We start from the raw sequence: 12,925 nt of genomic DNA, 5'->3' as shown, positions 1-12,925 counted from the left end.
CCATGAAACAACCCATCCTCTTTATCGACCGTGACGGCACCCTGGTAGAGGAGCCGCCCATCGACAAACAGCTCGACTCCCTGGAGAAGCTGGTGTTTGAGCCCGCGGTGGTGCCGGCCCTGCTGGCCCTGCAGCAGGCGGGCTACCGCCTGGTGATGGTCTCCAACCAGGACGGTCTGGGCACCGACAGTTTCCCCCAGGCGGACTTCGATGCCCCCCACAACGCCATGATGGCGCTGTTCACCAGCCAGGGGGTGCGCTTCGACGAGGTGCTGATCTGCCCCCACTTCGACAGCGACAACTGCAGCTGCCGCAAGCCCAAGCTGGGGCTGGTGCGCGATTACCTGACCCAGGGCAAGGTGGACTTCACCCGCTCCGCCGTCATCGGCGACCGGGAGACCGACATGGAGCTGGCCCGCGCCATGGGCGTAGCCGGCATCCGCTACGACAGGGACAACTTCGGCTGGGAGCAGATCCTGGCTCAGCTCACCCAAGGTGAACGTCGTGCCACCGCCCGGCGCACCACCCGTGAGACCGACATCCAGATTGAGGTGGATCTCGACACCCCGGGCCCGGTGAGCATCAACACCGGCGTGGGGTTCTTCGACCACATGCTGGAGCAGATCGCCACCCACGGCGGCATCGGCCTGACCCTCTCCATGAGCGGCGACCTGCACATCGACGAACACCACAGCGTCGAGGACGTGGCCCTGACCCTGGGCCAGGCCCTGAAGCAGGCCCTGGGCGACAAGCGCGGCATCGGTCGGTTTGGCTTCGCCCTGCCCATGGATGAGACCGGAGCCCAGTGCCTGCTGGACCTGTCCGGTCGCCCCTACCTGCGCTTCGAGGCCGAGTTCAGCCGCGACAAGGTGGGGGATCTCAGCACCGAAATGGTGCCCCACTTCTTCCGATCCCTGGCCGACAGCCTGGGCGCCACCCTGCACCTGTCGGTGGACGGCGACAACGAGCACCACAAGGTCGAGGCACTGTTCAAGGTGTTTGGCCGAACCCTGCGCCAGGCGGTACGCATCGAAGGCAATGAGCTGCCCTCCTCCAAGGGGGTGCTCTGATGAGCCAGGATGCCCCTAAAGTCACCATCATCGACACCGGCTGCGCCAACCTGGCGTCGGTACGCTTCGCCCTGGCCCGTCTGGGCGCCCAGGTCACCGTCAGCCGGGATCCGGAGGTGATCCTCGCCAGCCCGAGGTTGATCCTCCCCGGGGTCGGCAGCGCCGGCGCCGGCATGGCCGCCCTGAAACAGAGCGGTGTGCTGGACACTTTGGGCAAGGTCAGCCAGCCCCTGCTGGGGATCTGCCTGGGGATGCAGCTGCTGGGCCTGGCCAGCGAGGAGAGCGCCACCGGCGGCGAAGAGACTCCCATGACCGGCCTGCTGCCCTTCAAGGTCGCCCAGTTGGAAACCGCCGGTCAGCCCTTGCCCCACATGGGCTGGAACACCCTGGCGCCCAGCGATCACCCGCTGTTCGAGGGCATCGACGCCGGCAGCTACGTCTACTTCGTCCACAGCTATGCGGCACCGGTGGGCGAACTCACCCTGGCCAGCAGCGACTACGGCCAGCCCTTCTCCGCCGCCGTGGGCCGGGACAACCTGATGGGGGTACAGTTTCACCCCGAACGCAGTGGCGCCGTGGGCGCTAAGATACTCAGCAATTTCTTGGAGATGACAGCGTGATCATTCCAGCCATCGATTTAATCAACGGCCAGGTGGTGCGTCTGAAAAAGGGCGATTTCAACCAGGTGACCCAATTTGATACCGATCCCCTGGCCCAGCTCAGCCACTACCGCGACGCCGGCAGTGCCCTGCTGCACATCGTCGACCTCGACGGCGCCAAGGATCCCGCCAACCGCCAGCTGGACACCCTGACCCGGCTGGTGGAGAACCTCAGCTGCCCCATCCAGGTGGGCGGAGGCATTCGCGACAAGGCCGAGGTGGAGGCCCTGCTGAAGCTGGGTGTGGACAAGGTGGTCATCGGCTCCCTGGCCGCCCGCGACCCACAACTGGTGGCGGGCTGGATCCAGCAGTTCGGCGCCGAGCGCATCACCGTCGCCCTGGACCTGCTGCTGGACGATCAAGGTAACGCTCAGGTGGCCACCCACGGCTGGCAGAAAGGCTCGGGCAAACTGGTGGAAGAGGTGATCGCCCCGCTGCGCCAGGCTGGCCTCAAGCACGTGCTGTGCACCGACATCGACCGCGACGGCATGCTGACCGGCCCCAACGTGGCCCTCTACCAGACCCTGATTGGCCAATACCCGGAGATAAGCTGGCAGGCTTCCGGCGGCATCGCCGAGCTGGAGGATCTCAAGCAGCTGAAAGCCATCGGCATCGGCGGCATCATCATCGGCAAGGCCCTGCTCACCGGCCGTTTTACCATCGAGGAGGCTCTGGCATGCTGGCAAAACGGATAATCCCCTGCCTGGACGTTAAGGCGGGCCAGGTGGTCAAGGGCGTGCAGTTTCGCAACCATGAAGTGGTGGGCGACATCCTCAACCTGGCCCAGCGCTACGCCGACGAGGGCGCCGACGAGCTGGTGTTCTACGACATCACCGCCAGCAGCGACGGCCGTACCGTGGACAAGAGCTGGGTCAGCGCCGTGGCCGAGCGCCTGAACATCCCCTTCTGCGTCGCCGGCGGCATTCGCACCATCGAAGACGCCCGCCAGATCCTGGCGGATGGCGCAGACAAAATCTCGGTGAACTCCCCTGCCCTGGCGGATCCCAGCCTGATCACCCGCCTCAACGACACCTTCGGCCGCCAGTGCGTGGTGGTGGGCATCGACTCCTGGTTTGACACCGAGAGCGGCAGCTACAAGGTGTACCAGTTCACCGGCGACGAGTCTGCCACCCGCCAGACCCAATGGTACACCCAGGACTGGGCCCAGGAGGTGGAGAAGCGTGGCGCCGGCGAGATTGTCCTCAACGTGATGAACCAGGACGGTGTGCGCAAGGGGTACGACATCGACCAGCTCAGCGCCATCCGTCAGGTCAGTGGCCTGCCGCTGATCGCCTCCGGCGGTGCCGGGGCCATGGAGCACTTCGCCGAGGTGTTCAAGCAGGCCCGGGTGGACGGCGCCCTGGCCGCCTCGGTGTTCCACAAACAGATCATCGATATTATGGCGCTCAAGGGCTATCTGAAACAGCAAGGCATCGAGGTACGGCTATGACCACTCTCTCAATTGATTGGAACAAGATGAACAACCTGGTCCCCGCCGTGGTTCAGGACCACCACAGTGGTCAGGTGCTGATGCTGGGTTACATGAACCCGGAGGCCCTGGCGGTCACCCTGGAGAGCGGCAAGGTCACCTTCTACAGCCGCTCCAAGGACAGGCTGTGGACCAAGGGGGAGAGCTCCGGCAATGTGCTCACCCTGGTGAGCATTGGCACCGACTGCGACAACGACGCTATCCTGGTGCAGGCCACCCCAGCCGGCCCCACCTGCCACCTGGGCAACACCAGCTGCTTTAACGATCTGGACAACCAGCCCTTCCTGGGCAAACTGGCCCAGGTGGTGGCTGCCCGCCGAGGCGCCGATCCGGACAGCAGCTACACCGCCAAGCTGTTGGCGGGCAACCCCAGACGGGTGGCCCAAAAGGTCGGTGAAGAGGGCGTGGAGGTGGCCCTGGCCGCCGCCACCAACGACAGGGAAAACCTGCTTGATGAGACCGCCGACCTGCTCTACCACCTCACCGTACTGCTGGAGCAGCAGCAGCTGCCATTGCCCGAGGTGATCGCCAGGCTAGCGCAGCGGCATAAATAGCGGTTTCAAAGAACTGCATAGAAGAAAGGGCAGCCATTGGGCTGCCCTTTCTATTTTCATTCCGTTTTAAAGCCGACACTACCACACCGTTTCAGCCAAGGTTTTCAGCTTATCCAACATGGCGTTATCCGGAGTCATCTCCCGACAGGGTGGCACCACCAAAGTGGTGATCTGATTCAGGGTAGCCTGGGGCAATTCGGCCAGAGGCAGGCGCTCGATGCGGGTGGACTCCAGCGGCGAGGTGGCCGCCTCGTAGAGGATCACCTCATGGTCCAGCGGATAATCCCGCGACAGCTTCTCCACCAGCAGCTGGATGTAGGCCTGGTTGGTTTCGAAGCGCTTCATGGAGAGATCCCCGGCCACCCCGGGCTGCCACAGGATCAGCAGCGCACTGGGGTCGATGCGCCGCTCATAAATCATAAACTGGGTGCACTCCATCGCCTGCTCACCATCGCTGGCCGGGTCGATCTCCAGATCCGAGAACAGGCAGTCCGCCGCCGAGATCCCCGGCTCCATATGGGCCGGGAAACCCTCGGCGCGGGCCAGATCGATCGCCTTCTTGGAGATGCAGGAGAACACCGAGGGATGGCCGTAGAACACCGCGCACACCCTGCGCCCCTTGCGCACCTCCTCCATGATGCGCGCGGCCATCTCATCATAGGTCTGGCCCCGCGGCTTGCCCTCGCCGCCCCCCTCACCGTAGAGATCCAGCAGGCAGCGGTACTCCTTGCTCATCTCCTTGATCCATTGCCGGCTCAGGTGGTTGGCCATCGCCGCCAGCACCACGTCCGCCTGCTCGATGCAGCTCTTGGCCTTGGGAGTAAGCTGTCCCGCCAACCGCATCCCCGAGCCCACACAAACCAAACTGCCCTGTTTGCCCATCACTCACACTCTTCCTGCAACAAAAAATCCTACCCGGCGGCAGCAAGCCGCCTCCGGGTAGGCCCGCTCTACTTCACTGGTACCTGACCCTGCTCTGCCTGCAGGGTGCACAGCCCCATCGACGGCTGATAGGCATCGGTAGAGGTTTCATCCAGTACCGTCGCCACCCGGTTGCGCCCAAGATGCTTGGCCTGGTACAGGCACCTGTCGGCGGTGACCAGAAGCTTATCCAGGCTGTCCACGGTCTCATCCAACCTTGCCACCCCGAAACTGGCACTGATATCGGGGGCACGACCGGCCACCGGCGCCACAATCCGCTCCAGCCCCTCACGGCAGCGCTCCGACAACAGCCTGGCCTGCTCGATATCCGTATTGGGCAAACAGATAACAAACTCCTCGCCACCAAGACGACCCAGAATATCCTTGTCACGAATGCTGTTGCGCACCACCCGCGACACGGTCTTCAATACCCAGTCCCCCAACGCATGACCGAAGGTGTCGTTAATCCGTTTAAAGAGGTCCAGATCAAACACCACCAAGGACAACGGCTGCTCCCGCCGCTTCGCCTCCGCCACCGCCTTGGTGCAGGACTTCATCAGGCTGACCCGGGACAAGACCTTGGTCAGATTATCTGTCTCGAGGGAGACTTTGATCTTCCGCTTCTGCAAATACACGCGCGTCACAAGTAGTATCAAGATTATGCAGCCGACCAATGACCAGATCAGCATGAACTTAACCTGCTGGTACTTTGTCGCGTTAAGCTTGGCCTGCCACTCCAATCGCTCCCTATTTCTTTCAAGAAGGTTGCTCTTTCTTTTTTCTTCCTGTTCACTGACCTTGCTCAAATAATAGAATGCCTGCCGCTCCAGCACTTTGCGAATAAATTCATCGTAAACATCAGATAGCTCTCTCGATATGGCAGCGACTGATGCCCCATCACCTTGAACAACCATTATCTCCAGCAACCTTTTAAGAGAGTCGAGATATATCTCCTCTGTCTTGGAGATCTTGTTTGAACTTGTCACTAGCACAGTAAAATCGTATGATTTCGACAGGTCACCAAAATGAAAAAAAGCACTGCCCAATGCGTTATTGAGGACAAGAGCGTATTGATAAGGCAGTTCGGACAGACGCTTGTGTTTTTCGACCACTTTTCTTAACGCGTCTTTGTCGACATCACCTGACAGCAGACCGCTTGAGATTAAATATATATCAACAATATCTTTGATTAGGTCATCATCACTCAGTGAACATGTGTCTTTTACCTTCTGAGCAGACTCGATGACCGCTTGATAATGTCTCTTGTGAAATAGTGCTTCGACTCTATCCGCCAAACCATAACATTGAATTCTCAATGAATCATTATCCACTCCTAATTGAAATATCCTGTCTGCCACCGCAATAGACTTATCATAAAGGTAAATAGAGTTGAATGATGAGTACAATGCTTGCAGAGATAACATCTGCAACGTTGGGTCACTGGAAGTTCCAGACAGCTCGACTGATTTAGTCGCATATTCAAATGCCTGTTTGTACTCCCCAATGCTTCCATAAGCTTCCGAGTACTGATGGTAAGCTCGAAGCCTGTATTCACCCTCGGCGTCAGACCAAGGATAGCTGTTCAGCAATCTAATTCTACTATTATGCTCTTCTATTATCGCAAGCTGATAGGATTTTAGAAGGATAAGCCTTTGAACTTGGCTTTCTTTAAGGTGTTCTCGGCGTTCAAAAAGATAGGAGAAAAGTTTTTCCGCTTCCTTTTCATCATCGTAGATAACCTCCACCAGTGAGGTCAGCATTACGTCAACTTCTTTACTATCTTGTGATGAAATTGCGCCAAAAGGAAACAAGAAAAAAAGCCAAAGATAAAATAGTTGCCTCATTGTCTGCTTCCCAATTAGGTCAGCTAGAACTGCTTAACGTGGATAGTCATAATCTCAACCTCTTGGTCAGAGACTCCCATCACTTTAGCCACTCTCTTACGATCCCCGGAAAGCATGGCATTGCATTCATCCTCGCTCAGACCATAGCCTTTCATTGTCCCCTCGGGATCCTTATCGTGTGCAGACTTCAGATTGGCGTTACTATCCAGTTCATTAAGGTAGTCGAGCAGTTTAGACATTTTTTCAATTCCCTAATTGTGACAGTCCCTGAGTGGTTTCCGAACCACTACAACGACAGAAACCGATGAAAAATCATACCAATGCCAGCCACACCGAGTAAAGCACTTCGTTACCTTTTGGCAACATCCTATCGAGACACCCACCTTTTCACCCAATCGCACCCTATCAAGACACCCAGGTTATCAATCCTTGAACAGTTTCATTGGTACAAACTCAATTTTTGATATCACCTGCGATATCAACTCACTTTCAGCTGCACTTGTTTCTCCTCAATACCTTTTAGATTCAGACAAGATCCGTGAAAAATCATTCGCCATTCTCCCAGGGCGAATTACGGGCATATAGGAGAAGATAGGTTAACCGAAAAGCCGTCTGGCTGCCGAGGTTCCGCGTACACGCTGAATTTGTTTGGCCTCACCACAACGTCTCAAGCTCTCCACCCGCCCGGCGTAATGACTGAACTGATACTCAAACCCTTGAGTCAGCTCCAACCAGCAATCGAAGTCAACATCGAGCCGCTGCAACAGGGGCGGTGATAATGCTGGTAGATGACCTTTTCCTTTAGTCATCACCCTGGCGGTAACATCAACCAGCTCTAAATAGTCGTTGAGGTGGCAAGGAATGGTCTCTGTGGAGGATTTTGGTGAGGCAAAGCACCTGAGCTCAGAGGGCTGCTTGCCATCTTCTGCCGCTCGAATACGCCGTCTGATGCTGGTGTGCTTGGAGCTCACCGGTGTTTGGGCAATACCGGAACGTATCGGGTTGAGATCAACATAGGCCATGCAGGAGAGCAGCGCCTGCTCATCCAGCAGCGCCTGGGAGCGGAAACGCCCTTCCCAGAACCTTCCCGTGCACTCGTCCTCCCTATTCGCCTTACGGGCAATGTACTCGTTAAGCGCCCGCATAAACCAGCTGATATCCGCCAGTCGGGCCCGGTAGAGATCAACCTGCGCCCTGACCAAGTCCAACTCCCAGGGTTCCATGGACCCGCGTCTCTCGCTATCGGCAAATCGCCTGGTCAACGAGGTGCCACTGAACAGCTGGTGCCAACGCGATATCACCTCAAGGTCCTCCCAGGCCCTTGCAGCTTCCAGGTCGATATAGAGCACCACGTGGGTATGGTTGCTCATTACCGCGTACGCCTGCACATCGACGGCAAACACCTTGGCAAGGCAGAGCAGCCTGTCCTCCACCCAGCGGCGCCGGTGCTCATAGCACTTGCCGCTGTACTGGTCTTTGCCACAGAGAAATGAACGCCTGACGCATCGGCTGATGCAGTGGTAGTGGCGTGTGTGATCCAAGCTGACTTGTTGCTTCCTGGCCTTTGGCATGGCTCCCTCCGTTCCAAAAGCGAACGATAAGTGTAGTGCAAGAGGCCTTTCGCCTAACTCTGGCCGATGGTCTGCGGTTGCGATTACTTTCTTGATATCGCCCAGCCTAGATATCAGGGCTTAGATAGGGCGGAGACACAAAAGAAGGGTGTCTTGATAGAGGAAACGCGAGAGGGGGACTAAAGATGGGTGTCTTGATAGAGGAAACGGGCGGTTTGGGTCGGGCAAAGAAAATGACCCCGCGATTGCGGGGCCATCAGTACTGATCTGTTTCACCCTCTTGAGGGGCATCATCTCAGTTCGGCTTTTTCAATTAATTGTATTGCCGTTATTTTTATTAAACGTCCTGTTATGACAGCAACGCCAACAGGTGGCGCGACACATCCCCCCAAAGCCACTTGGAGTGGTTAATTGAATAGCTCAAACTCGCCAGAGTCGATCTCGGCTTTCATATCCAGGTAGTCGCTCAGCCTCAAGCCGGCCAGCTCGAAACCCAGAAACAGCTTATTCTGCTGCAGGTTCACGTCATCCAGACGCTGACACATCTGCTCTTCCGCCAGCTCCAGCGCGTCTTCGGCGCTGTCAGCCTGCACATCAAACTGCTCAAAATGGAAACCGATGAAGTTATCCTCGGCATCGGTTTCGTTGGCTCTCCCAAAAACCACGTAGTCCATTTTCGTTATCCTTCAAGTACAATTCGATGCTTAAGTTATACTGGCTGGACGTAAATTAAAAGAGCTTAAAAATATATTTTTTATTAGCTTTGTTTTACAGCCACTTATAAATACAAACCTGATAAGAAAAACGTTAAGCGGATCACGCGGCCATAGAAGTTAAAATCAAAAGCATTTTCATCAAGCGCGACTGAATATTGACGCATTTCCACCAAGGAAAAGCATTATCCTCATGCATATCATTCATTTAGGAAATGATGCACTGTAACAAATTATCACATTAACAGTGGACAGTGAACTTTATCCCATTAAATTAGGAGGATAGTAAAGAGTGGTCGCCGACAAGATCATTATTGAATAAGTCACTGAATTTATAATTAGTAATTATCAATTCCAACCGATACAGCCATTTATCCTCTTTCGAGTAGAGAACTCTTCAATTCGATATTTTAAGGAATTGAATTATCATGCTTTTTTACTATTTTCCGACCAGATGGCATACCGCGTCAGAACCCTGCCAAAAATCAGTGACATCGTTCTTGACAACCAAATGAGAACCGTTATCATTTACATAAACGATAGAGGAGATCCGTTATGCTGTTTACCATCGATGCCCGCCTGGACCAGCGTCCCTGCAGCCTCACCGTCTACCACTCGATGAGTGGCCGTGCGGTCATGCGCCTGCAGGAACCGGAGCTCAAGGAGATGCTGGAAGCCGGTGACATCTGCATGCAGGAGCTCACCAGCAGCGACAGCCAGACCCTGCACAACCTGGCCTGGGAGCTGCTGCTGTTTCAAAGCGCGGCACACACCAGACACAGCTCCCTCAGCAGTTTTGAGGCATAACTGATGAATCCAGCCTCCTTCCCGGGTGTCTGTCGCAAGCGATACCCCGACACCGAAAAGATAACGCCCGGCATTGCCGGGCGTTTTGTTCTCTAGCGGTAAAGCAGCTTGGCGCCTTCAGGCCTGGTGTGCAACACCTTCAAAAACCACATGTACTGTTCGGGGTGGGCACCAATCAATCGCTCCAGCTGCTGATTCAACAACTTGGCTTCCTCCTCCTTGGAGATCTTCTCATCCATCTCCAGGGCCTCGAACACCTCCATAGTCATGTGGCCCCGCTCCTTGTCGATGCCTATGGTCAACGGCAACACCACGGCGCCCCCGCAGTTGGCCAGTCGGCTGATCACCGGCAGTGTGGCCTTCTGAGTGGCAAAGAAATCGGCAAAAATGCTCTTCTTGGGTCCATGATCCTGATCCGGCAGGTAGAAGAAGCTCTCACCACGGCGTAGCCCCTGCACCAGGGTACGCAAGCCCGCGTCCCTGTGATAGACCGTGCCACCGAATCGGCACCTCTGGCGCACACTGAGCCAGTTAAACACCGGGTTTTTGTGGTGCTTCACCATCCCCATCATCGGCAGTCCCCAGGCAGACAGCCGGGCGCCGGCGTACTCAATGCCCCACAGGTGGGGCACCAGGAACACGATGGGTTTGCCCTGGGCCCGGGCCCGCTCGATGTGCTCCAGCCCTTTAATAGAGATGTGTTTTTCCAAATTCTTACGTGACTTGACCGCCAGTACCCCCATGCTCAGCCCCACCAGGGCGAAACAGAACATCATGTTCCTTAAGATCGACTCGGTCTGGGCCTCGCTCATCTCGGGGAAACAGGCGCCCAGATTCGCCCGGGCGATACGAATGGGCTTCTTGCAGAAGGGACGAATGATCCGCGCCAACCCCCTGGCCAACCAATAGCGAACCCGGTGCGGCAGGTAGGCCGTCAGCAGCATCAACCCTACGGCCAGCCACGAGGGCCAATACTTTGGCGACAGCATGCTGTAGCGGAATTTCACCCTGTAGGGCTGGCTAGCGGACAAAGGCAGGGACATAGTATTGTTCTGGTATTGATGCTTTTGAAGACGTTCACACCTTACCTGAACCCCGACTGACTCACAACGCCTCCCCTTGCAAACCCCGGCGACAGACCGGTTTCAAGGTAATGACTGAACAGGATTTCATCAGCGGGCGTAGGGATCCGGCGTACCCGGCGGCTGGCTCTTGAAGAATTTCAGGATCCACATGTACTGAGCCGGGTCATCGCCGATCAGCGCCTCGATCTCCTGGTTCAAGCGCCGCGCATCCGCCGCTCTGTCCGCCGCCACCTCGGTGATGGCGGGCCGAATCACGCCACGAAACTGACCGCGGCTTCGATCATAGGTTGCCGCCATGGGGAAGATCACCCCACCGGTGGCGTTCAGCATCTTGCCCATGCAGGGTAGCGTCGCCTTGTGGCTGGCAAACAGTGGCACATACTCACTTCGTGCCTGGCCGTGGTCCTGGTCCGGCAGGTAGTAGGCGCAGAACCCCTCCTTGATCGCCCCGAGCAGCGAATGGATGCCGGCGCCTCGGCCGAAGATCTTGCCGCCGAAGCGGCTGCGGGCTTTCTGCATCAGATAGTCGGTGGCTTCATTCTTCTGGGGATTGACCATGGTGGTCATCGGGTAGCCCCTGGAGGCCAGCAGCAGCCCGGGGAAGTCCACAAACCAGGTATGGGGCACAACGAAGATCAGCGGTTTGTCGCCCCCCAGATAGGGTTTGAGATGCTCCTCCCCCACCAGCTTGATGTGGCGCTCCAGCCAGCGGCGGCTGCGCACCAGCAAGGTGGTGCCGGAGAGCAGCGAGATGGCGGCAAGTTCAAACATCTCATCCACCAACCGCTGACGCCGTTGCTCACTCCACTGGGGGAAGCAGAGCCTGAGGTTGATCTCCGCCCTGCGGCGGCTGCGGCGGGCGCGGCGGCCGACCACGCGCCCCAGCCGGACCGCCACGGCGTCTCGCCAGCGGAACGGCAGGAAGGCCAGCAGGATAAACAGCGGCATAGACAGCCACACCCCCAGGTATTTGGGGTGCAACAGGGCCAGACGAAATGAGGGACGATGCTCGGGGCTAGGAGGATTAATACGGGCAGTCACTTTCACTCTCTTGATGCTGCTACCGAAACGCAGGATCGACAAGGGGCCGAACCAAGCCGTTAGTCGGCGCTGGTACCCGGCCCCCTGGGGACGCTTCACACGCTGCGGATTATAGCAGCCGCATAGAAAAACTGTAGTGCAAAACAAAGTGTTACTTAAGTTAACCCTCAGGCAATCTGGTGAGTGGCCAGGCTCGCCCGCAGGATGTTGTCGTGGACGGGGCAACGGTGGCAGGTCTTGTCCAGCAGGGCCATCTTCTCCTCATCGGTCAGGTCGGCGTCGATGTCGGCCACAATCTCGAAGGACTTGAAGCCCACGGGGTCGTCGCTCTCCTTGCCAACCAGGCCGGCGGGGTTGAGCACCGCCTTGACGTCCACCTCGATGCCCCGCAGCTCGATCTTCTCCTCGCGGGCCACCATCTTGCCGATGGTGGAGATGCAGGCGGCCAGGGAGAACAGGAACGTCTCCAGTGGGTTGGCACCCTCGTCCCCACCGCTGGGCTGGTCGATAACCAGGGTATGCTTGCGCACCTGGGCGGTAATTTTCCAGCCCTCGGTCATGGAGGAACGAACGTGGTAGATCTTGTCAGCCATAGTGGAAAGTCTCTTACATTAGAAATAGCTAAAGCATGCTAGGGAATTGCCGTCCCCCGCGCAAGCCTCTCTTTGACATTACATCGGCTCTGGGTGATCCTTTGTGGCCCGGATCACCCGAATACAGATTATGACTCATCCAAAGGTCGGAATCGGTGTCATTATTCGACGCCGGGACGGCAAAATCCTGATTGGCAAACGCAAGGGCGCCCACGCCCCCTACTACTCCATCCCCGGGGGGCACCTGGAGCTGGGAGAGACCTTCGAGCAGACCGCCATTCGAGAAGCCCGGGAGGAGACCGGGCTCACCATCGAAGACCCGAGGGTACTGGCCATCACCAACAACCTGCGCACCTATCGCGAAGAGGGGAAACACTACGTCTCCGTGGTGCTGTTGGCCGAACACCAGGGCGAGGAGCCGCTGAACCTGGAGCCGGACAAGTGCGAGGGTTGGATCTGGGTCGACCCGAGCGCCCTACCCCAACCCCACTTCGACGCCAGCGAACAGAGCGTCGCCTCCTACCTGGCCGGCACCCACTACCTGCCCGCCGCCGACGCCTGATTCGGCAACAAAAGGC

General features: G+C 57.4%; 15 protein-coding genes. 7 read left to right on the top strand and 8 right to left on the bottom strand.

What is annotated here, in order from left to right; translation table 11 throughout:
• The first annotated feature begins 2 nt into the window (after window positions 1–2).
• The 5 genes from hisB to hisIE are packed head-to-tail and all read left to right on the top strand — an operon-like array spanning window position 3 to window position 3,772.
• Entirely contained in the window at window positions 3–1,070 is a 1,068-nt protein-coding gene (gene hisB, locus FCL40_RS12375; RefSeq protein WP_136853610.1) for a bifunctional histidinol-phosphatase/imidazoleglycerol-phosphate dehydratase HisB, read from the top strand.
• Window positions 1,070–1,690 (top strand): imidazole glycerol phosphate synthase subunit HisH, encoded by a 621-nt coding sequence (gene hisH / locus FCL40_RS12370; RefSeq protein WP_136853609.1) that lies wholly within the window; start codon window positions 1,070–1,072, stop codon window positions 1,688–1,690. The genes hisB and hisH overlap by 1 nt, the downstream gene beginning before the upstream one ends.
• The gene (gene hisA / locus FCL40_RS12365; RefSeq protein WP_136853608.1) at window positions 1,687–2,424 is read left to right on the top strand and encodes a 1-(5-phosphoribosyl)-5-[(5-phosphoribosylamino)methylideneamino]imidazole-4-carboxamide isomerase; all 738 of its coding nucleotides are present in this window, start codon (window positions 1,687–1,689) and stop codon (window positions 2,422–2,424) included. The genes hisH and hisA overlap by 4 nt, the downstream gene beginning before the upstream one ends.
• Window positions 2,406–3,179, top strand: coding sequence for an imidazole glycerol phosphate synthase subunit HisF (gene hisF / locus FCL40_RS12360; RefSeq protein WP_136853607.1), 774 nt, complete (start codon window positions 2,406–2,408; stop codon window positions 3,177–3,179). Before hisA ends, hisF begins: the two co-directional genes overlap by 19 nt.
• Window positions 3,176–3,772 (top strand): bifunctional phosphoribosyl-AMP cyclohydrolase/phosphoribosyl-ATP diphosphatase HisIE, encoded by a 597-nt coding sequence (gene hisIE / locus FCL40_RS12355; protein ID WP_136853606.1) that lies wholly within the window; start codon window positions 3,176–3,178, stop codon window positions 3,770–3,772. Before hisF ends, hisIE begins: the two co-directional genes overlap by 4 nt.
• 78 nt (window positions 3,773–3,850) lie before the next feature.
• Here hisIE and FCL40_RS12350 read toward each other — a convergent pair whose 3' ends face one another.
• The 5 genes from FCL40_RS12350 to FCL40_RS12330 all read right to left on the bottom strand — a co-directional run bounded on the left by FCL40_RS12350 (window position 3,851) and on the right by FCL40_RS12330 (window position 8,782).
• Entirely contained in the window at window positions 3,851–4,654 is an 804-nt protein-coding gene (locus FCL40_RS12350) for an SAM-dependent methyltransferase (protein ID WP_136853684.1), read from the bottom strand.
• Between the two features lie 68 nt (window positions 4,655–4,722).
• The gene (locus tag FCL40_RS12345) at window positions 4,723–6,537 is read right to left on the bottom strand and encodes a GGDEF domain-containing protein (protein ID WP_136853605.1); all 1,815 of its coding nucleotides are present in this window, start codon (window positions 6,535–6,537) and stop codon (window positions 4,723–4,725) included.
• A gap of 23 nt (window positions 6,538–6,560) precedes the next feature.
• The gene (locus FCL40_RS12340; protein WP_136853604.1) at window positions 6,561–6,776 is read right to left on the bottom strand and encodes a hypothetical protein; all 216 of its coding nucleotides are present in this window, start codon (window positions 6,774–6,776) and stop codon (window positions 6,561–6,563) included.
• Between the two features lie 357 nt (window positions 6,777–7,133).
• The gene (locus FCL40_RS12335) at window positions 7,134–8,108 is read right to left on the bottom strand and encodes a transposase (protein ID WP_136853603.1); all 975 of its coding nucleotides are present in this window, start codon (window positions 8,106–8,108) and stop codon (window positions 7,134–7,136) included.
• A gap of 407 nt (window positions 8,109–8,515) precedes the next feature.
• Window positions 8,516–8,782, bottom strand: coding sequence for a hypothetical protein (locus tag FCL40_RS12330; RefSeq protein ID WP_136853602.1), 267 nt, complete (start codon window positions 8,780–8,782; stop codon window positions 8,516–8,518).
• Window positions 8,783–9,376: 594 nt separating this feature from the next.
• Between FCL40_RS12330 and FCL40_RS12325 the strand changes: the two genes are divergently transcribed.
• Complete coding sequence (locus FCL40_RS12325; protein ID WP_136853601.1) at window positions 9,377–9,628, top strand: hypothetical protein; 252 nt, start codon at window positions 9,377–9,379, stop codon at window positions 9,626–9,628.
• Window positions 9,629–9,720: 92 nt separating this feature from the next.
• Here FCL40_RS12325 and lpxM (FCL40_RS12320) read toward each other — a convergent pair whose 3' ends face one another.
• The 3 genes from lpxM (FCL40_RS12320) to FCL40_RS12310 form a co-directional block, all read right to left on the bottom strand.
• Window positions 9,721–10,671: a lauroyl-Kdo(2)-lipid IV(A) myristoyltransferase gene (lpxM, locus tag FCL40_RS12320; protein WP_136853600.1), complete on the bottom strand. Its 951-nt coding sequence runs from the start codon at window positions 10,669–10,671 to the stop codon at window positions 9,721–9,723.
• Window positions 10,672–10,800: 129 nt separating this feature from the next.
• On the bottom strand, window positions 10,801–11,754 hold the full coding sequence (lpxM, locus tag FCL40_RS12315; protein ID WP_136853599.1) for a lauroyl-Kdo(2)-lipid IV(A) myristoyltransferase: 954 nt from the start codon (window positions 11,752–11,754) through the stop codon (window positions 10,801–10,803).
• 167 nt (window positions 11,755–11,921) lie between these two features.
• The gene (locus tag FCL40_RS12310) at window positions 11,922–12,347 is read right to left on the bottom strand and encodes an OsmC family protein (protein WP_136853598.1); all 426 of its coding nucleotides are present in this window, start codon (window positions 12,345–12,347) and stop codon (window positions 11,922–11,924) included.
• A 130-nt stretch (window positions 12,348–12,477) separates the two neighbouring features.
• Here FCL40_RS12310 and FCL40_RS12305 point away from each other — a divergent pair, with 130 nt between their 5' ends.
• Window positions 12,478–12,909, top strand: coding sequence for a nucleotide triphosphate diphosphatase NUDT15 (locus tag FCL40_RS12305; RefSeq protein ID WP_136853597.1), 432 nt, complete (start codon window positions 12,478–12,480; stop codon window positions 12,907–12,909).
• The last annotated feature ends 16 nt before the right edge of the window (window positions 12,910–12,925 follow it).

Origin of the sequence: Ferrimonas sediminicola, from assembly GCF_005116715.1 — a bacterium.
In the GTDB taxonomy this organism is placed as follows: domain Bacteria; phylum Pseudomonadota; class Gammaproteobacteria; order Enterobacterales; family Shewanellaceae; genus Ferrimonas; species Ferrimonas sediminicola.
Note: the sequence above shows the minus strand (reverse complement) of the source record. Positions and strands in the feature narration are given on the sequence as shown.

Coding starts and splice junctions, on each gene's coding strand:
- FCL40_RS12345 (WP_136853605.1), bottom strand. CDS start 6,537: ATGAGGCAACTATTTTATCTTTGGCTTTTTTTCTTGTTTCCTTTTGGC.
- FCL40_RS12310 (WP_136853598.1), bottom strand. CDS start 12,347: ATGGCTGACAAGATCTACCACGTTCGTTCCTCCATGACCGAGGGCTGG.
- hisIE (WP_136853606.1), top strand. CDS start 3,176: ATGACCACTCTCTCAATTGATTGGAACAAGATGAACAACCTGGTCCCC.
- FCL40_RS12350 (WP_136853684.1), bottom strand. CDS start 4,654: ATGGGCAAACAGGGCAGTTTGGTTTGTGTGGGCTCGGGGATGCGGTTG.
- FCL40_RS12305 (WP_136853597.1), top strand. CDS start 12,478: ATGACTCATCCAAAGGTCGGAATCGGTGTCATTATTCGACGCCGGGAC.
- hisH (WP_136853609.1), top strand. CDS start 1,070: ATGAGCCAGGATGCCCCTAAAGTCACCATCATCGACACCGGCTGCGCC.
- lpxM (WP_136853600.1), bottom strand. CDS start 10,671: ATGTCCCTGCCTTTGTCCGCTAGCCAGCCCTACAGGGTGAAATTCCGC.
- FCL40_RS12335 (WP_136853603.1), bottom strand. CDS start 8,108: ATGCCAAAGGCCAGGAAGCAACAAGTCAGCTTGGATCACACACGCCAC.
- FCL40_RS12325 (WP_136853601.1), top strand. CDS start 9,377: ATGCTGTTTACCATCGATGCCCGCCTGGACCAGCGTCCCTGCAGCCTC.
- hisB (WP_136853610.1), top strand. CDS start 3: ATGAAACAACCCATCCTCTTTATCGACCGTGACGGCACCCTGGTAGAG.
- hisF (WP_136853607.1), top strand. CDS start 2,406: ATGCTGGCAAAACGGATAATCCCCTGCCTGGACGTTAAGGCGGGCCAG.
- FCL40_RS12340 (WP_136853604.1), bottom strand. CDS start 6,776: ATGTCTAAACTGCTCGACTACCTTAATGAACTGGATAGTAACGCCAAT.
- FCL40_RS12330 (WP_136853602.1), bottom strand. CDS start 8,782: ATGGACTACGTGGTTTTTGGGAGAGCCAACGAAACCGATGCCGAGGAT.